General features: G+C 64.5%; 11 protein-coding genes. All 11 read right to left on the bottom strand.

The genetic code is table 11. From position 1 onward, the window contains the following. Positions 1-327: 327 nt before the first annotated feature. The 11 genes from ABIC51_RS06265 to ABIC51_RS06215 all read right to left on the bottom strand — a co-directional run bounded on the left by ABIC51_RS06265 (position 328) and on the right by ABIC51_RS06215 (position 18,420). The gene (locus ABIC51_RS06265) at positions 328-585 is read right to left on the bottom strand and encodes a PAAR domain-containing protein (protein WP_027787347.1); all 258 of its coding nucleotides are present in this window, start codon (positions 583-585) and stop codon (positions 328-330) included. Between the two features lie 100 nt (positions 586-685). Continuing rightward, complete coding sequence (locus ABIC51_RS06260) at positions 686-934, bottom strand: hypothetical protein (RefSeq protein WP_099318689.1); 249 nt, start codon at positions 932-934, stop codon at positions 686-688. A gap of 82 nt (positions 935-1,016) precedes the next feature. After that, positions 1,017-2,516 (bottom strand): virulence factor, encoded by a 1,500-nt coding sequence (locus ABIC51_RS06255; protein ID WP_146252749.1) that lies wholly within the window; start codon positions 2,514-2,516, stop codon positions 1,017-1,019. Beyond that, positions 2,513-4,696 (bottom strand): T6SS effector phospholipase Tle3 domain-containing protein, encoded by a 2,184-nt coding sequence (locus ABIC51_RS06250; RefSeq protein WP_226128750.1) that lies wholly within the window; start codon positions 4,694-4,696, stop codon positions 2,513-2,515. Before ABIC51_RS06250 ends, ABIC51_RS06255 begins: the two co-directional genes overlap by 4 nt. 66 nt (positions 4,697-4,762) lie before the next feature. After that, positions 4,763-7,549: a type VI secretion system Vgr family protein gene (locus ABIC51_RS06245; protein WP_354006382.1), complete on the bottom strand. Its 2,787-nt coding sequence runs from the start codon at positions 7,547-7,549 to the stop codon at positions 4,763-4,765. A 1,121-nt stretch (positions 7,550-8,670) separates the two neighbouring features. Next, a complete protein-coding gene (locus ABIC51_RS06240; protein WP_175852636.1) occupies positions 8,671-11,832 on the bottom strand; it encodes a multidrug efflux RND transporter permease subunit in 3,162 nt (1,053 codons plus the stop codon). 21 nt (positions 11,833-11,853) lie between these two features. Continuing rightward, positions 11,854-13,215 carry a TldD/PmbA family protein gene (locus tag ABIC51_RS06235; RefSeq protein WP_175852635.1) on the bottom strand — a complete coding sequence of 454 codons (1,362 nt, stop codon included), beginning with the start codon at positions 13,213-13,215 and terminating at the stop codon, positions 11,854-11,856. Then, a complete protein-coding gene (locus ABIC51_RS06230; protein ID WP_175852634.1) occupies positions 13,215-14,666 on the bottom strand; it encodes a TldD/PmbA family protein in 1,452 nt (483 codons plus the stop codon). The genes ABIC51_RS06235 and ABIC51_RS06230 overlap by 1 nt, the downstream gene beginning before the upstream one ends. Beyond that, a complete protein-coding gene (locus ABIC51_RS06225) occupies positions 14,659-16,302 on the bottom strand; it encodes an ABC transporter ATP-binding protein (protein WP_175852633.1) in 1,644 nt (547 codons plus the stop codon). The genes ABIC51_RS06230 and ABIC51_RS06225 overlap by 8 nt, the downstream gene beginning before the upstream one ends. After that, complete coding sequence (locus ABIC51_RS06220) at positions 16,302-17,414, bottom strand: ABC transporter permease (protein ID WP_027787338.1); 1,113 nt, start codon at positions 17,412-17,414, stop codon at positions 16,302-16,304. The genes ABIC51_RS06225 and ABIC51_RS06220 overlap by 1 nt, the downstream gene beginning before the upstream one ends. Next, a complete protein-coding gene (locus ABIC51_RS06215; protein WP_059688020.1) occupies positions 17,368-18,420 on the bottom strand; it encodes a microcin C ABC transporter permease YejB in 1,053 nt (350 codons plus the stop codon). The genes ABIC51_RS06220 and ABIC51_RS06215 overlap by 47 nt, the downstream gene beginning before the upstream one ends.

The following is an 18,420-nucleotide window of genomic DNA, read 5'->3' as shown; positions in this document are numbered from 1 at the left end:
CCGGCGCCGGACACCCGGCGGCCGAACAGCTTACGCGGCACGAAAGCGGACATTTCTATGTAGCCAAAAGCGGACATTTCAATCTAGCCACTACAACACAAACTACCGATAATGCTGATTATGTAAAATTGAGTTCTGACTAATTCTATGGGCGTTTATGTCACGTGCCTCGCCGTGATGAGCCTCGGCACCGTGATGGTACGCTACAGCGCGGCGCGATAGTCCAAGGCCGGAGTACGGAGGCCGCGTCGGTATTCGATAGAACGCCTAGGTGAGACCTATCGAGCGATACCACGCTGATCAGCGCGTGCGCGCTCGTGCGAGAAGCTAGGATCGCCCGGACGTCGGAAGCGACGTGATCAGCACCGCGCCGCATGACGTCTTGTGACCGTCGAACGAGGCGAAGCTACCCTCCACGTTGAAATCGGAATCGCCTTCCACAATTACGCACTCGCCGTGGATCGGACAGGTGCAGCGGTCGCCGATTCGTGCGACTGGCCGACCCATCACCTCGCTGTTCGCAGCACCGGACTCAACGCGCCCGCCGTGACTGTGTACGTCTCCAACCCGAATTACACCGCGCATGAAAGCCTCTGATCCAGGTTCGTGTTCGTCATAGATCCCGCCGCACAATCACATCGCACTTCCATCGTTATGACAATCCACGCGCGGTGGCCAATTCGGTTCATTTGCGCGCTCTGAATGCGTTGACCACGCCCACGACGAACAGGACGAGTCCGACGAATACCATTAAAACGGGCACCGAGAAGACAAACGTCAACTGTGCATCGCTTTGAATATGCCACTGGTCGAATGCGCCAATGATCAGAAGAACAAATAAGGCAGCGGAAAGGCAAATCCCAGCGGCAACCAGCCCAACGCCCCACCCCATGAGCTGCTGACGGCGAGAGGGTCTATACGCTCCCGATTCCATAAAAATTCCCCACAACGAAAGCAAACGACGCGCGAATCAGTGGACCGCACGCCGCACCCGATCTATCGCATCATTCGCGTGCTCAGAAGCTGTAGCCTTGCCCGGATCGACTGTAATCGACATCGTGGCGCTTCCCCCACCAAGGCAGATAGGCACTACCCTCTCCGGCCGCGCGGAACCACGGTTTCTTTGGATCGACGGGATTCAGCTTCGCCGGCGGCACCACGACGACCGCCGTCGGGTGTTCGAGGTCTGTCGTGCCTGCCACGAGCGTATTGCCGCCGATATGGTTTGCGCGACCGATCGCCAGTGCTACGTCCGTCAACGCGGTACCTGCGCCCATCTCACCGAGGAGCGCCGGCGTGTTGAACGTCTGTTTCTTGTAGTCATATTCCGGCAGCACTTCGGTCAACGTCTGGGACAACGTACCCAGGCGAGCGGATGCGGCGTCGCTGCCCTTGCCGGCGTCGTGGACCACGTAATGAAGATCAGCCGTCGCCACCCCAGCATTGTGGGCAGCTTGCTCAATGGTCGATTTCCACGCCTGGACTGCGCGGGTCGTCCCGGACTTCTTTTCGAAGTCGTTCACGTTGCCGACTGCGGCTCGCCCGATCCACGCGAGCGGCTCTCGCCCCGTCGCAAAGTCCGGCCCGGTCAGAACGAGCAGCACCATGTTCTCGTTCATCTGGTTGTCCTTCGGTGGGAAACTCGGCGCGTCCCAGTTCATCACCCATACGCTTTTATCGGGGTGTGCTTGCAGGTACTCAAGCGCACGATTCAGCGACGTGAAGCCCGCATTTGGACCACCTGGCGTGATGTGGACATCTGGCGGAGTGTCACTGTTCCACAGACTCGGTGCGGACTTATTCCCGATCTCGTAATAGTCGACAAACTGGTCGACGAGATATTTACGTGACTCTTCCGGATCGAGTCGCTTCTCGGGGATTGCAAACTCGATATGCGTACCTGCGAGTTCTCGCCAGCCTTTTCGGTCCTTCGAATGCACGTTGTAAAAGTACGCCGGGCTCATCACATAAATCTCAGCAAACAAGCTGAGAAGTTTGTCGACATATTTTTCGTAGAATCCGTCAAACGTCTCGCGCCCATCGTTTCCATACGCAACACCCGCGACCGGTTGAACAGTCGTGAAACTCTTCGGATCCTCCTTCACCATGTCGTCGTGCTCATTGGGCCCGACGAGGCCCATCGTCCAAAGCAATTGCCATTCGGTCGGATAGTCACGTCGTTCTAACGGATTGAGCCACGCCAGGCCGACGACTTGAGCGCGGAACGGCTGATTGGGTGCAGGTGCTGCCATTGCAACGCTGGCAGCTGCCCCAGTCGTGGCCAAAGCGACCTTTTCACCGCCGGATTTCCGAATTCCCGCCCAGAGCGCCAGCACGGCAACCAAAACCAGGAGCGGCAACACAATCAATCGTTTCATCCATTCCTCAACCGAAAGCGGCTGCGGCGCAGCCTGCTGAGCATGATACGTCCACGTCGCCGCTACCGCGACCGACAAGACGAGAATCGCGATAGCGACGCCTACACGTCGCGGCCAAGTCGAGAGAGCGGTACTCATAGGGCGTGCGTCGCACTGAGGAACCACCCACCATCTCGTTCGTCCTGGATTTTCTTCGGCATATGTGCATCTGCATCGGCCTTAACCCAGTCTGATAGAAACAGACCACTCATCTTCCCTTTCGAGAAGTACGACGCGTACTTCCGGTGTGGATTCGATTTGTCCATGCCTTCACCGAAGCGCCAGTCAGCTTCAATGCGCAAATCCTTCCAATCTTCGGGTGTCAGTTTGCACACACCGATTGCCACATCGTAGGCGAGCGCGTGCTCCGCGTGCATGGCGTTCGTCATGATCGTCGAATGGTTCGTCGGATTGTTCTTCTCCGTCGCACCGAGATAGGTTGTCACGGTGGACGTCGAATACTCCTTCGCCTTGCCGTCAGCATTGAAGCCGGGTTGCTCGGAGGTTACGTTTCCATACGCGTCAATGAGCGAGCCATTTCCTTGCTCACGTTGGCGGACGGTCTGTCGCACGACCGCATGCAATTCGTACCGCATATCTGCTTCGCTATCCTCATTCCCAATCGGTGCCGCGCCCTGGTAGTTGTCGATCGCGTCCCCCGGCTTTTTGTTAGCAGAAGCCTTGTTTCTGTCGCGTGCGGCCGCAACCGGGTCATTACCCTCATTAAATTGGCTCGTTGCTGCGGGGCCGTCATGGACGGGTGCGATCGGACTGCCAAACTTCATTGCTACTGGGGTGAACGGGTGATCCAGCTTGGGCGCGTCGATCGGGATTGCCCACCATTCTGATGGTGTCGCATTGACCGCCGGCCGGAATATGTTTACGGCCGTTCCGATGCTTTGCATCTTCCAGATTCCCCACATGTCGTGAAGAGTCGTTCGGTTCTTTAACGACTTGATGAGCGAGAATCGTGCCTCGGGAGATGGGGGATACCAAAACCCTTTCGTCTTTCCTTTCTTGTAGCGCCAGTCATTCTTCGTGTAATCGTAAAATCCCCCGGGCTTCTGGCCGACCAGGTAGCCCGAAGCGAAGACTCGCTGCGTGAAGCAATCAGCACCGCCCGTAACCTCTATCTCGTACTCGCTCAAGCCACGCCAGCCGATCCCCTGGACCGTTGTCGCCGAGATGACTTGATCATGCGGGCAGCAGTAGAGCGTGACGCGGCCAAATGTGCGATACGTGTTTCCGTAACCTGTCGGCCCCATGGAGGTCTTTCCCCATACCTGAAGGCCGTGCGCCTGTCGATCGTCCGCTGCCTTATACGGTTTGCCTTTTGACGACGTGGACATATTGGACATTTCCGGATCGATATCTTCTGGCGTCGGTTCTAGGCTGAACCGTGCCCGAATGATGTCGAAGAAGTTCGACAGCGTGCGGACCCGCGCTTCCCATGTCTCGCGGCCGCGTCGACCCTCTGCATCCTTTGCGCCGCGTTGAGTCCAGTTATCGGGCAAGTTGCTGTCAACCAAGCTGTACGGCGCGTTTGCCAATACATAGGCGTCGGCGACACAACGGCCAGATTTCCCCTGGCCATCCTTTACCTCCGGCAATTGGTCGCCGAGAAACGCGGCTGTGAGCCCGACTATGTTCCCTTGACTATGACAAACGACGGTGATCGGACAGTCCGCTTGCTTTTTCCTGATCGACTCGATCAGTTTCGCGAGACGCAGCGCAGCCATGACTCCGTATTGCCGGTTTGGCGTCGAGTACACCATGCGGGCATCAACGGGGTTCAAATCCTGAACCTGTAGCCACAGGAATAGTCGATCGTTCACCCCGACGTTCCACAAATCCGGAAGAGTTGTACACCCATTTGCAAACGGGCCTCCCCCCCAGTAGTTTTGTTCGTTCAGGAAAATGTTGCCGCCAAACTCCTGCAGTTCTTCTTTGTTCGCCTTGTGTCCCCAACGGAAGTGGATGACCGGCGACCACGACGGGTCGGGCTGCACGTAGGTTTGCGGCGTCATCTTCGGGTTGATGAAGCCGTCGTTCGTCAGGAACTTGACGTACTTGGCTGGGGTGAGTTGTCCACCTTCCGGTCCTTTGAACATCATCTGATCGTCGAGCCGCCCAAGGCGCCGGTTCAATCCCTTGCAGAGACCCTCTTCGGCCGGGCCGAACCACTCGCCCTCGGAGTTGACGCCGTGAACGAAGATCACGACGCCAGGGAGCGGCATTGGTTTGACCGCAACGAGTTCCTTCTTCTTGTTCGGCAGCATCGTACCCTTGGTAGTGGCTGCTGGAGTGCGTTGTGTTGTTGGCATGACCCGTACCCTGTCTCTCAGTTATGCGTCTTTCTTGAAAAACTTCACGACCACTTGTTCGAACTGGTTGTGGTCGATCGGAGCCATCGTGCCTGCGCTGTCCGTCTGGCCGTTCACGATCTCGCCCGACGCTTTGTGGACCTCACCCACGTATCCTTCGATCGGGTTCCCGTCGGATGCCCGCACCAGCTTCGGCACGCGCCCGAGCGCCGCATGGTCGAACTTCGGCATGTCCGTGCTCATGCTGGCAGGTCTCTGCCATGAATGCCCGGCGGACTTCACGGTGAACTTTCCCGGGCACCCAAGCTCGATGTCGCTGCCGTGAAGTTTCAGGTAGGCACCACCGGATGTCGTAAAGACCACCTGGTCGTTCGCCATGCCGGTGATCTTTCCGTCGGCCGCTGTGAACTGGATGTTCTTCGCCGAATCGATCTGCGTATCGTCGTTCTGGCTTTGCAGCGTAACCTTGCCCTGGTTCGCGATCGCCGACACACCATCGCTGTGAGCGAACATCGCGACGCCGCGACCGCCGTGCAGGTTGATGCGCTGGCCGCTGGTCACCTGGACGTGCTGCTGAGCGACCTGATCGATGTTTTCGCCCGCGTACGTCACGTGGGTTTTCGGGGTGATAGCAACCGATCCGGCCTGCGCGCCGAAAGCCATCAGCGCCTGTGAGCCGCTCCCGGTGCCCGCTCCAGCTCCGGTGTTAGATGCTCCGCCGGCGGGCGTCCAGCTCTTGAACGCGGCGGCGACAGCCTGCTGGCCGGCAGTGTCTGTCGCTTGCCCGCCATGTTCACCGGCATAGTCGCCCAGCGACTTGAACAACTCGGTGCACTCGCCGAGCAGTTGCAGCAGCTCGTCACGATCAAGCTGCCCGCCGCTTGCCTGCGAGCGGGCATATGTTGTTAGCAAGATCCCTTGCGCGGCGCGCAGCGCTGCGGCCGCATCGGTGCGCAGCTCCGCACCCTCGCCGCGGCCCTTCCCTTGCCCGTCCTGGCGCGGTTGCGTGAGGAAACCCAAATTCAGTTGGGAATGAGCGTGCTCGCTCGCAAGTTGGCTGGAAATTTCTCCCGGCGTGTCGTCGAGCCGCAACTGGTTGTAGCGCTGCCCCTTGATTTCCTTCGTCTTGATACCCGACACATATCGGTTGCCTGGCAGCGAACCGGTGTGCGTGAACGCCGCCGGCGGGTTCGCCCCGTTGCCGAGGACAGCGATGATCACCAACCGGTCTGGATCGCCCCCGATCGCGCCGAGCAGGACCTCCATACCGATGCGAGGCAGAAACGACGCACCGAACTGCGTGCCCGCGAGGCTCGACGCCACCCGGATCGGCGCGCTGTCGCCTGCGTTATCGTTCGTGCCGGCCCCTTGCGCATGAGAATGATCGGCAGGATCCAGGCCTTGGATCCTCACGTAGACCCGCCCGAGCTCGTCGGTCACAACCTCATCGCCGTCGCGCGTGACGATGACCCCGGTCAGCAAATGGACGGGTGGCAGGTCAATTCTGGGATCGTATGCCGGCGTAATCGGGACGCCGCGGCGCACGCACGTAAAGGTATTTTCGTAGCGCGTATCCGATTCAGCGGACGACGGGGCCAGTTGGGCCGGCGAAGGCGATACGAGGTTCTTGCTCGCAGCAAAGAGCTGCTGCACGCGTTCGGTCAGCCCCTTCGGGAGATTGTTCGAGACGTCGTGACGAATCGACGTGACGACGAACTGCCGCTTGTCGGCCGACAGCATGTCCAGGTCGGGGTCACCCGTCAGCGTGATCCAGGTGCCGACGGCGAGATCGCGGATCCCGCTCGCGCCATCGTACTGTTCAGCTTCGAATTGGTGCGCCAGCATACGCGAGCGCGTAAGGCGATCGTGGTCGTCCCATGAGTCGCCTGCGTGCGGGACATCGATCGCCACGTCGGTCAGGAGCGTCGCCAGATCGTTACCGGCATCGCCCTGGTCGACTTCGCCCGCCACGGTCGACTCGTCAATACGCGCCTTCTTGTAGTCCCATGATGGTCGACTCGCTGCGCCCGGCACCAGGCGCGCATGCAGCGCGAACAGCGTGACCGTATCGCGCTCTTCGGTTCCAGCGTCGCGTGGGTGTAGACGCACCGTTCCGGCCGGTGCTTCCTGCAACGAGTCAGGATTGTCGCAACAGACCAAAGTGTGAACAGGGGTGTCATCTTCGGAGGTCGAGCCGCCCTTGGCGGGCCCTGCCTTGACGAAGACCGAAATCCCTTCTCGACGCAACAAGCGCCGCACAAACGCTGCGTCCGGCTCGTTCACCTGGCGCGTCAATTCCCGGGCCGGATAGCGATCGCGATTCAGGAATGACAGGTCGAATTCGAAGGCTCGCGCGAGTGCCGGGCTACGCTGGCGCCATTCGTTGAACATCACCGTGAGGACGTCAACGACGCTCTGCTTGCGGAAGACGCGCGAGTTCGTCCGTTTGTTCATCAGTGACAACGCATCACAAACGGTCAGCTGGTAAACGCACAGCTCGCCATCGCTTTGTCCGACTTGCACGTTCTCAACGATCGCGTTGATCATCTGCAGCTGGCCGCGGTCGGTTACCAGTCGCAATGAGACAGGCACGCCGATAAACAGCTTGGGCGGTAGGTCGTGTCGTGTCGATACGCACGTGAGATGGCCGTGGATGCCGGTCATCAGCCCTTCGTGAACGTTTGCGTGCTGAAGCGCAAGCAAGCGCCCCAACGTCCCTTGCAGCCGCCCGAAATTCAAAGCGACCGGACGTCGGTTCCAGTCGACCGCGCCCGACGCGAAGCTACTAAGTGTGTCGCTGATGCTCACTTCGGCCCTCTCAGTTTTATGTTCATGCCCGGGCGGCCACAACGTGGCCTTCCGTCAATTTTTGTTCAAACGGTCTCGACTCGCGGCACGAAGTGCCAGCACCCGGCTTCCGGGTTGTACAGCGCCAACTGCTCGGCATCGCCGGGAGGTACAACGATCACATCGACAGCGTCGAGCGATCTGCCGCGTCTCTTGCCAGGCAAAGAGGCCTGCGGACTGGTGCAGTCGATCGAGCGTCGACCACGTCGCTGCTTCAATTGCTACCGCCGTTTGGTGCTGGCGCCATCGTGCAGCCTGGTCTCAAGCAACCCTGAAGAGATGGCCATCGTGATGCACGACGAGCCGGTTCTCGTGGGCAAGCCACGCGAGAGGCACTGTGAGCGGCCACGGTCGAGACCTGCCTGAATAGAGAACGCGCCGCGGCAGGCGACTCGACAGCAAGACGCCTTCGACTACCTTTGCATCGTGTCGCAGCAGGAACACCATCTCCAATAGCGCATCGAATGGCGACAGGAAACAGCGAACCGCTGGACCGAAATCCGACTAATCGCCCAACAATACGGACAAGACATCCATTGGTGCCGGCGTCGTCAGGACATAAACCGGGTGCTGATGATCCAGCGTCCTCATGGCGTCGATCGGAAATTTCCCAGCGCTTTCCAAATCAATCGGAATCCCGCTATTAGACTATATGCCGATTTAGCAAAGCCATTCTAGACGGACTGCGTGACTCAGATCGTCAAGCTTTGTTACGGTGCCCTCGTGGCCGACCCGAGAATGCGAACCTTACAATTTCCGTTGATCCTTGCGAGAAATTCGGGAATCGAGCCATTGTGGCGGATCGATTATTGCGGTTCGTGTAAATAATAATCTGATTATCCACGCTGGTCTGCCGAACCGTAAAGCCGTCCCGCCTCAGTATCGCGCCAATCGCGGTGATCAGCATCCAATGCACGGCCATGCTTGCCGCACCGGGCGAGTAATACAGAACGTAAGACATGGTTTGAATCCGTTTCCTTGAATTCGAATTGAGCATCGCGCCGTCTGCGAGACGTCCGCACGACGATCGCATTCAATCAACGCAACGCACGAAAACCACCTGCCGGCACTGCGTGACTGCGTCACTCCCCCACCACCTCAGCCTGACGATCGTCGCGCGTCGCCACCGCCGCACGCCGGCCGCGTCGCCCGGCCGACGCCACGACACGAAACGCCACCGGCGCGAACACGAGCCCGAACACCGTCGCCGCCAGCACACCCCCGAACGCGCCCGTGCCGATCGATCGCCGGCTTTCCGCCCCGGCGCCCGTCGCCAGCACGAGCGGCACGACACCGAGCAGGAACGCCATCGACGTCATCACGATCGGCCGGAATCGCGCAGCGGCCGCATCGACCACCGCCTGCCGCAGCGGCACGCCATGACCGGCCAGGTCGCGCGCGTACTGCACGATCAGGATCGCGTTCTTCGCCGCCAGCCCGACCACGGTAATCATCCCGACCTTGAAGTACACGTCGTTCGGCATGCCGCGCGCGAGTGCCGCCGCGATCGCGCCGATCATGCCGAGCGGCACGATCGTCAGCACCGACAGCGGAATCGTCCAGCTTTCGTACAGCGCGGCCAGCGCCATGAAGACCGCGAGCACCGACAACCCGACGAGCAGCGGCGTCTGCCGTGCGGCAACCTGCTCCTCGCGCGCCGCATCGACCCAGTCGAAACCGATCCCGGCCGGCAGCGCACCGGCCAGCCGCTCCATCTCCGCCATCGCCGCGCCCGAACTCGTGCCGGTCGCCGCCCGGCCGCTGATGTCGAGCGACGGATAACCGTTGTACCGGTTCAGCATCACCGGGCCGATCGTCCAGTGCGGCGCGGCAATCGCCGAAAGCGGCACCATGTCGCCGGTACGGTTCGGAACGGTCAGCGCCATCAGTTGCGCGTCGGTCGCGCGCGCGACCGGGTCGGCCTCGATGATCACCCGCCGCATCCGGCCCGACGCCGGAAAGTCGTTGATGTAGTTCGAGCCGAACGTGCCGCCCAGGAGCCCGGCGATCCGCTCGAACGGCACGCCGAGCGCATACGCCTTCGCGCGATCGACATCGAGCTCGATACGCGGCGCGTCCGGCAGGTCTTCGAAATGCACGGCCGAGAGCAGCGGATCCGCCTTCGCACGCTCGGCAAGCTGCGCGCGGGCCGCCTTCAGCGCGTCGAGCCCGCCCCCGCCGCGATCCTCGAGCCGGAACGTGAATCCGTCGGAATGCCCGATGCCGCGCACCGAAGGCGGCAGCGCCGCCTCGACGTCGCCGTCGAGGATCGCGCCGAAACGCGCGTTGAGCCGGTCGCGCAACGCCATCGCGCCGACGTCGCGCTGCGCCCAGTCCTTCAGTTCCACGAACGCCATCCCGACGTTCTGCCCGCTGCCCGCGAAACTCCAGCCGATCACGCTCGTCACGTTCGCTATCGCCGGCTCCCCGCGCAGGATCGCCTCGACACGCTCGACGACCGCGAGCGTACGCGCCTGCGTGGCGCCCGCCGGCAACTGGATCATCACCTGCAGTTGCCCCTGGTCCTCGGTGGGCAGGAAGCCGCCCGGCATCATCCAGTACAGCAGCCCGCACGCGATCACGAGTGCCGCATAGACGGCCACGACCATCCCGGTGCGGCGCACGGCAAACACCGCGACGCGGCGATAGCCGGATTCGGCGCGCGCGAAGGCCACGCCGAACCGGTCGGCCAGACGCGCGCCGATGCCGAGTCGCCTCGTGCGGCCGGTTCCGCCGCCGTGTCGCGCGACCGGCTTCAGCAGGTTCGCGCACAGCGCGGGCGTGAGCGACAGCGCCATGAACGACGACACCAGCATCGACGCGATCATCGCCACCGCGAACTGCCGGTAGATGCCGCCGACACTGCCGGGGAAAAACGCCATCGGCACGAATACGGCGGTCAGCACCGCGGTCACGCCGACGATCGCCCCGCCGATCCGCTTCATGGCCCGGCGTGTGGCGTCGCGCGGCGACACGCCCTCCTCCATCACGCGATGCACGCTCTCGACGACGACGATCGCATCGTCGACCAGGATGCCGATCGCCAGCACGAGGCCGAACATCGTGAACACGTTGATCGACAGACCGAACGCCCACATCGCGACGAACGCGCCCATCAGCGTGACCGGAATCACGACGGTCGGCACCAGCGTGTAGCGCAGGTCGCGCAGGAACAGCCACATCACGCAGAACACCAGCACGACGGCCTCGACGAGCGTCAGCACGACTTCGTGGATCGCGATCTTGACGAAATGCGCGCCGTCGAAAGGAATCTCGACCGCGACGCCCGGCGGCAGCGTCCGCGACAACTCGGCGAGCCGTGCGCGGATCGCATTCGACGTTTCGAGCGCGTTGCCGCGCGGGCCGAGCTGGATGCCGACCGTCGCGGCCGGCCGGCCGTTCAGCCGCGAATAAAACGAATAGTCGTCGCGGCCGATCTCGACGCGCGCGACGTCGGCGACGCGCACGGCCGAACCGTCCTGCTTCGACTTCAGCACGATCCGGCCGAACTCCTCGGGCGACGCAAGCTGCCCCTTGACCACGACCGTCGCGGTCAGCTGCTGGCCATGCACGAACGGCGCGTCGCCGATCGCGCCGGCCGTGACCGTCGCGTTCTGCGCGCCGATCGCCGCGATCACGTCGTCGGCGCCGAGATCGTATTCGCGCAACTTCACGGGATCGAGCCAGACCCGCAGCGCCTCGTCGGCATCCCACAGCTCGGCCGCGCCGACACCCGGCGCACGCTTCAGCTCGCGCAGCACGTAGCGGTTCAGGTAATCGCCGAGCTGCGCGGAATCGCGCGTGCCGTCGGTCGACGTCAGCGTGACGAGCATCAGGAACGTGTTCGCCGCCTTGAACACGCCGATCCCCTGCTGGACGACCTGCTGCGGCAGCCGCGGCTCGACCTGCTTCAACCGGTTGTTGACGTCGACGAGCGCGATGTCCGGATCGGTGCCGGGCGAGAACGTCACGTCGATCTCGAGGTTGCCGTGACCGTCGCTGCTCGTCTCGTAGTACAGCAGCCCGTCGGCGCCGTCGAGGCTTTCCTCGATGACGCTGCCGACGTCGGCATCGACCGTCTCGGTCGACGCGCCCGGATAAGACGCGGTGACCACGACCCGCGGCGGCGCCAGGCGCGGATACTGCGCGATCGGCAACTGCGGAATGGCCAGCACGCCCGCGACGACGATCGCGAGCGCGACGATCCACGCAAAGACGGGACGGTCGATGAAGAATGACGGCATCGGCGAGTATCGGCAGCCGCGCTACAGCGTGAGTTCGAACGCGCGCGCGAGCAGCCCCGGCAGCTGCGCGCCTCCGGTGGCACGCTCGCCGTACGTGTCGTCGTTCGCGAGCAGCGCGGGCGCCGCGCCGAGCTGCTCGAGCTCCGATCCGAACAGCCGGTAGAAACTGTCGTCGAACCGCATCGCGTCGACCGGCGCGACGATGCGCCCGCCTTCGACCCAGAACGTCGCGAAGCGCGTCATCCCCGTCATCCGGCAGGCGATCGGGTCCGAGAAGTTCAGGTACCAGAGGTTGCCGACGTAGAGCCCCGTGTCGAGCGCGGCCAGCACGTCGGCATCCGCGAGCGTGCTGCCCGCGATCGTCAGCGACTGCGGCGATTCGCCGTTGTCCGCCCCGTTCGGCACACGCCCGTGCTCGCGCGCGGTGCGTGCGCTCACGAGCTGCCCTTCCCCCCGCCCGCCGACGACAAGCGGCACGCTGTCGCGCCGGTAGCCGTCCGCGTTGAACGCCGGCGCGATGCCCAGCGAGAAATCCTCGGTGATCGACACGCGCGGATCGAGCGCGACCTCGCCGGCGTACAGGCGATGCAGCGGGCTGCGGGCGCTCGCCAGCGCACGCGCCGAAAAGCCGCTCCAGCCGAGCAGGCTCGTCATCTCGTGAACGGCGTCCGGCGCGAAATACGCGCGGTAGCGTCCGGGCGCAAGCGCCTTCGGCGTGCGGCCGAGCACGGGCAGCCGCGCGGCGGCCGCCTCGACGCGGGCGGCGAACGCCGCATCGCTCCAGTCGTCGCCCGCGTAGGCGGTCTTGATCGCCCGTCCGCTCGGGTCGTACAGCGACCAGCTGAAGTTGAAGTTCTCGACCTCGTACCAGCCGCGGCTGCCGGTCGACGACGCGAAACCGCGCGCCAGCGTGCCGCCCGCGTAAAAACCGACGAAGTCGAGACCGCGCGCGCATTCGGCCACGACGCGCGCGAGCCCGTCCGCATCCGGCAGGCGCCCGGTGCGGTGCGTTTCCTGCAGCCACGACGAGGTATCGAACAGCAGGTGCGGATCGTCCGGCGCATCGCGCAGGCCGTCGCGCAGCACGGCCAGCGCCGCGGCCAGTTCGGGCAGGTCGGCCGCCGGATCGCCGCAGACGGTCAGCGCCGAATGCGCCTGCCGCGCCCCGTCGACGAGCCGCACGGACAATCGCCCCTGCGTGACGCGCCCGGTCTGGCGAATCCTGCCGCCGTTGAAGCGGACGAAGTCGGACGTTTCGCTCGAGAAACCGAGCAGGACGGTTTCGGCCGGCGCCTTCAGCCGTTGCGCCTCGTCGGCGAGCCGGGTGAAATGCGCGTGCCAGTCGATTCCGGCGCGGCGTGCCATCGGTTCGAATCCCGTCATCACGCGCCTCCGAATACGTCGACATCGGCGAACACGCAGGCCGGCGCGGCGTGGCCGACCCGGATGATCTGCGCGGGCTCGCCCTTCCCGCAATAAGGCGTGCCGTAGATGCCGAACGTGCCCGCATCGCCTACCGCGCGCAGGCTGCGCCAGAACTGTGCGGAGATGCCGCGGTAGTTCGGGCGCTTGACGACCTGTGTGAGCCGGCCGTTCTCGATCAGTTGCCCGAATTCGCAACCGAACTGGAATTTGTTGCGGTGGTCGTCGATCGACCAGGACGTGTTGGTGCGCATCAGGATCCCGTGCTCGGTGCCCGCGACCAGCGCATCGAGCGACTGGTCGCCGGGTTCGACGTTCAGGTTCGCCATCCGGTCGATCGGCGCGCGGTTCCAGCTCGACGCGCGCGAATTGGCCACACCCGGCAGGCCCGCACGCTGCTGCGATAGCGCCCCGCCGAGCAGCCGTTCGAGCACGCCGTTGCGGATCAGGTACTGCTTGCGCGCCGGCGTGCCGTCGTCGTCGAACGCGTAGGACGCGGCTTCGGCGACCGGCTCGGGATCGAACGTGACGTTCAGCAGCGGCGAGCCGTACTGATAGTGGCCGACCATCTCCGGCCTGACGAAGCTCGATCCGGCGAAGTTGCGTTCGTCGCCGAGGATCCGGTCGAGTTCGAGCGGATGGCCGATCGACTCGTGGATCTGCAGCATCATCTGGTCGGGCATCAGCAACAGGTCGCGCCGGCCGGTCGGGCAGTTCGGTGCGGCCAGCAGCTGCAGCGCCTCGTCGGCGACGCGCGCGCCGGCGCCGTCGAAGCCGTAGCGCGCCAGCACGTCGAGGCCGCCCTGCGCCAGCGTGCCCGATTGACCGAGCGAGCGCGTCTGCGTGTCGCCGTCGCCGTGGGCGACGGCGTGCAGCTCGGGCATCAGGAAGCGGAACCGCTGGTCGATCCGGACGCCGTCGCTCGTCAGGTAACACTGTTCGGTGTCGACGATCATCACGCTCGCCGCGCGCTCGACGATGCGCGCGCCGAGGTTCGCCGCCGCGCATTCGTGCGCGAGACGCTCGATCCATTCCGCGCGCGACGGCAGTGCCGCGTCGACATCGGGCGACGCATACGTGCCGCTCGTCTGCGGGCGCGCAGCCTGGCGATGATCGACCAGCGCCCACGGCGCGCTTGCCCGTGCCCGCGCGGTCGCGATGTCGAGCGCCGCCTGCAGCCCGGCCGGGGACAGGTCGGGCGTCGCCGCATAACCCGCGCCCGTGCCGGCCCGGGCCATCAGCATCGCGCCGCGCTCGCGCGTGCGCGAGAACGGCTGCGCGACGTCGTTGCGCACCGCATGTTCGTCGATCGTCTCGTCGACGATGCGCAGCGACCAGAAATCGGCGTCGCTGTGCAACGCCTGCGCTGCCTGTACGGCTCGGGCGCCCAGCGCCCGGTTCTCGTCAATCATCGGTTCTCTCTTGCCTCTGCTGCGGGCCGCGCGCCGGCGCCGGCATGGACGACGCGAGCAGCGCCCGCGTATACGGATGGCATGGCGCGTGCAGCACGTCGAGCGTCTCGCCCTCCTCGACCACGCGCCCCGCCTTCATCACGATGACCCGGTGGGCCATCGCGCGCATCACCGCCAGATCGTGCGTGATGAACAGGTAGCTGAGTTTGTACTTCTTTTGCAGATTCGTCAGCAGATTCAGCACCTGCTTCTGGATCGACACGTCGAGCGCGCTCGTCGGCTCGTCGAGCACCAGCAGTTCCGGCTCCACCGCCAGCGCCCGCGCGATCGCGATCCGCTGCCGCTGCCCGCCGGAAAACTCGTGCGAATAGCGCAGCATCGCCTCGGCAGGCAGCCCGACCTCCTGCAGCAGCGCGGCGATCCGCGCCCGCCGCGCGTCGCCGGTCACCTGCGGCCGGTGCACGCCCAGCCCTTCGCCGACGATCTGCTCGACCGTCATGCGCGGCGACAGCGAGCCGAACGGATCCTGGAACACCACCTGCATGCGCCCGTACAGCGTGCGCCGGCCCTGCGTCGTGCGCAGCGACGCGAGCGGCATGCCGTCGATCTCGATCCCGCCCGACGCCGGCCGCTGCAGGCCGAGCACCGCGGACGCGAGCGTCGATTTCCCCGAACCCGACTCGCCGACGATCCCGAGCGTTTCGCCGCGCTTCAGGCTCAACTGCACGTCGTGCACGGCGCGGAACGTCGTCTTGCCGAGCACCGAGCGCCAGCCCTTTGCCGCGATGCGGTAGTCGACGGCGAGTTGCCGCACGTCGAGGATCGTCTGCGCGCCGGCGGCGACCGGCTCGACCGCCCGTTGCGGCGCGCTGTCGAGCAGCCGGCGCGTGTACGGATGCTGCGGCGCCGCGAACAGCCCGGCGGTCGTGCCGGTCTCCACCAGCACGCCCTTCTCCATCACGGCCACACGCTGCGCGAAGCGCCGCACGAGGTTCAGGTCGTGCGTGATCAGCAGCACGGCCATCCCGCGCTCGGCGGCCTCCCGCTCCTGCAACTCGATCAGCAGGTCGACGATCTGCTGGCGCACCGTCACGTCGAGCGCGGTGGTCGGCTCGTCCGCGAGCAGCAGCCGCGGCCGGCACGCCAGCGCCATCGCGATCATCGCGCGTTGCCGCTGCCCGCCCGACAGCTGGTGCGGAAAGCTGTCGATACGCCGCTCCGGCTCGGGAATCCCGGTGCGCCGAAGCAGCGCGATCCCGCGCTCGCGCGCTTCACCCGGGCGCAGCCCCTCGTGCAGCCGCAGGCTCTCGGCGATCTGCTTGCCGATCGTATACAGCGGATTGAGCGCCGTCATCGGCTCCTGGAACACCATCGCGATATCGGCGCCGCGGATCCCGCGCATCTGCTGCTCGGTCTTCGCGAGCAGATCCTCGCCGTCGAACAGCATCCGCCCCGACAGCGTCGCCTGCTGCGCGAGCCGCAGGATCGACAGCGCGGTCACGCTCTTGCCCGACCCCGACTCGCCGACGAGCGCCACGCGCTCGCCGCGGCCGATCGACAGGCTCAGGTCCTGGACGGCCGCGTTCGCGCCGAAATGCGCGGAAAACCCGTCGATCTGCAGCAACGGTCTCGTCATCATCGCCCTCCGCCGAATGCCGAGCCGCGCGTGCGCGTGTCGAGCGCGTTGCGCAGCGCATCGCCCATGAAGGTGAGCAGCAGCAGCGTCACCACCAGCGCCGCGAACGCCGCGATCGAGATCCACCACGCATCCAGGTTGTTCTTCCCCTCCTGCAGCAGCTCGCCGAGGCTCGGCGTCGGCGGCGGCACGCCGAGCCCGAGGAAGTCGAGGCTCGTCAGCGACAGGATCGCCGCGCTCATCCGGAACGGCAGGAACGTGATCACCGGCGTGAGGCTGTTCGGCAGCACGTGGCGCCAGATGATCTGCGCGTTCGTCAGCCCCATCGTGCGTGCCGCTTTCACGTAGTCGAGCGCGCGGTTGCGCAGGAATTCGGCGCGGACGTAGTCGGACAGCACGAGCCAGCCGAACATCGACAACAGCACGAACAGCAGCCACAGCGACGGCGTGAAGATCGACGCGAAGATGATCAGCAGGTACAGGTCGGGCAGCGCGCTCCAGATCTCGATCAGGCGCTGGCCGACCAGGTCGGTACGGCCGCCGTAGAAGCCTTGCAGCGCGCCGGTCAGCACGCCGACCAGCACGCCCGATACCGTCAGCGCGAACGCCATCAGCACCGACAGCCGGAACCCGTACAGCAGCCGCGCGAGCACGTCGCGCCCGAACTGGTCGGTGCCGAGCCAGTTGCTGGCCGACGGCGGCGCCGGATACGGGCGCGACGCGAAATAGTCGATCGTGTCGTAGCGATAGCGGTTCGGCGGATAAAGCGCGAAATTGCCGTGCGACTCGAGTTTCGTGCGGATGTACGGGTCGAGATAGTTCGTCATCGCGGGAAAATCGCCGCCGAACGCGGTCTCCGGATAGTCCTTCACGATCGGGAAGTAATAGTGCCCGTCGTAGCGCACGATCAGCGGCCGGTCGTTCGACAGCAGGTTCGCGCCCAGGCTGAGCACGAACAGCACCGTGAAGATCACAAGGCTCCAGTAGCCGAGCGGCTGTGCGCGAAAGCGCAACCACGTGCGCCGCCACGGCGACGGCGAGGCCGCGCACGCCGCGCATGCCTGGTCAGTGGTCCAGGCGGTTGAACTGGATACGGGGGTCGACGAGGACATAGCAGATATCCGCGATGAGTTTGGTCAGCAGGCCGATCAGCGTGAACAGGAACAGCGAACCGAGCACGACCGGATAGTCGCGGCGGATCACCGAGTCGTAAGACAGTTGCCCCATGCCGTCGAGCGAGAACAGCGTCTCGATCAGCAGGTTGCCGTTCAGGAATGCGCCGACGAACGCGGCCGGCAGCCCGGTGAGCAGCGGGATCGCCGCGTTGCGCAGCACGTGCTTCCACAGCACGTCGCGCTCGGGTGCGCCCTTCGCGCGTGCGGTCAGCACGTATTGCCGGCCGATCTCCTCGAGGAACGTGTTCTTGGTCAGGATCGTGACGATCGCGAAGTTGCCGACGACCGACGCCGTCACCGGCATCACGATGTGCCACAGATAGTCGAGCGCCTTTCCGATCACCGTCAGGTCGTCGAAGTTGTCGGACGTGAGCCCGCGCATCGGGAACACCTGCCAGAACGTGCCGCCGCCGAACAGCATCAGCAGCAGCACACCGAGCACGAAGCCCGGCACCGCGTAGCCGGCCAGCACCAGCACGCTCGTCACGGTGTCGAACCGCGACCCGTTGCGCACCGCCTTCGCGATGCCGAGCGGCACCGACACCAGGTACGTGAGGATCACCGTCCACATCCCGAGCGTGATCGACACCGGCAGCTTCGAGCGAATGACCGCCCACACACTGCGATGCGCGAAATAGGACTGGCCGAGGTCGAACGTCGCATAACTCTTCAGCATCAGCACGTAGCGTTCGAGCGGCGGCCTGTCGAAGCCGAACTGCTTGCGGATCTGTTCGATCTGCTGCGGGTCGACGCCCTGGCTGCCGTGGTAGCCGCCGCCTCCGCCGCCAGCCTCCCCGCCGCGCGCGCTGCCGTGGCGCAACTGCGCGAGCACCTGTTCGACCGGCCCGCCCGGCACGAACTGCGTGACCGCGAACGTGATCGTCACCACCCCGATCAGCGTCGGGACCATCAGCAGCAACCGCCTGAGTATGTATGCGAGCAT

Origin of the sequence: Burkholderia sp. 572, assembly GCF_040545135.1 — a bacterium.
Lineage (GTDB): Bacteria > Pseudomonadota > Gammaproteobacteria > Burkholderiales > Burkholderiaceae > Burkholderia > Burkholderia cepacia.
This window is presented reverse-complemented; position numbering and strand designations above follow the sequence as displayed.

Bases quoted from the DNA above. Each gene is read 5' to 3' on its own strand.
- ABIC51_RS06265 (WP_027787347.1), bottom strand. From the start codon at position 585: ATGCGCGGTGTAATTCGGGTTGGAGACGTACACAGTCACGGCGGGCGC.
- ABIC51_RS06260 (WP_099318689.1), bottom strand. From the start codon at position 934: ATGGAATCGGGAGCGTATAGACCCTCTCGCCGTCAGCAGCTCATGGGG.
- ABIC51_RS06255 (WP_146252749.1), bottom strand. From the start codon at position 2,516: ATGAGTACCGCTCTCTCGACTTGGCCGCGACGTGTAGGCGTCGCTATC.
- ABIC51_RS06250 (WP_226128750.1), bottom strand. From the start codon at position 4,696: ATGCTGCCGAACAAGAAGAAGGAACTCGTTGCGGTCAAACCAATGCCG.
- ABIC51_RS06240 (WP_175852636.1), bottom strand. From the start codon at position 11,832: ATGCCGTCATTCTTCATCGACCGTCCCGTCTTTGCGTGGATCGTCGCG.
- ABIC51_RS06235 (WP_175852635.1), bottom strand. From the start codon at position 13,215: ATGACGGGATTCGAACCGATGGCACGCCGCGCCGGAATCGACTGGCAC.
- ABIC51_RS06230 (WP_175852634.1), bottom strand. From the start codon at position 14,666: ATGATTGACGAGAACCGGGCGCTGGGCGCCCGAGCCGTACAGGCAGCG.
- ABIC51_RS06225 (WP_175852633.1), bottom strand. From the start codon at position 16,302: ATGACGAGACCGTTGCTGCAGATCGACGGGTTTTCCGCGCATTTCGGC.
- ABIC51_RS06220 (WP_027787338.1), bottom strand. From the start codon at position 17,414: ATGTCCTCGTCGACCCCCGTATCCAGTTCAACCGCCTGGACCACTGAC.
- ABIC51_RS06215 (WP_059688020.1), bottom strand. From the start codon at position 18,420: ATGCTCGCATACATACTCAGGCGGTTGCTGCTGATGGTCCCGACGCTG.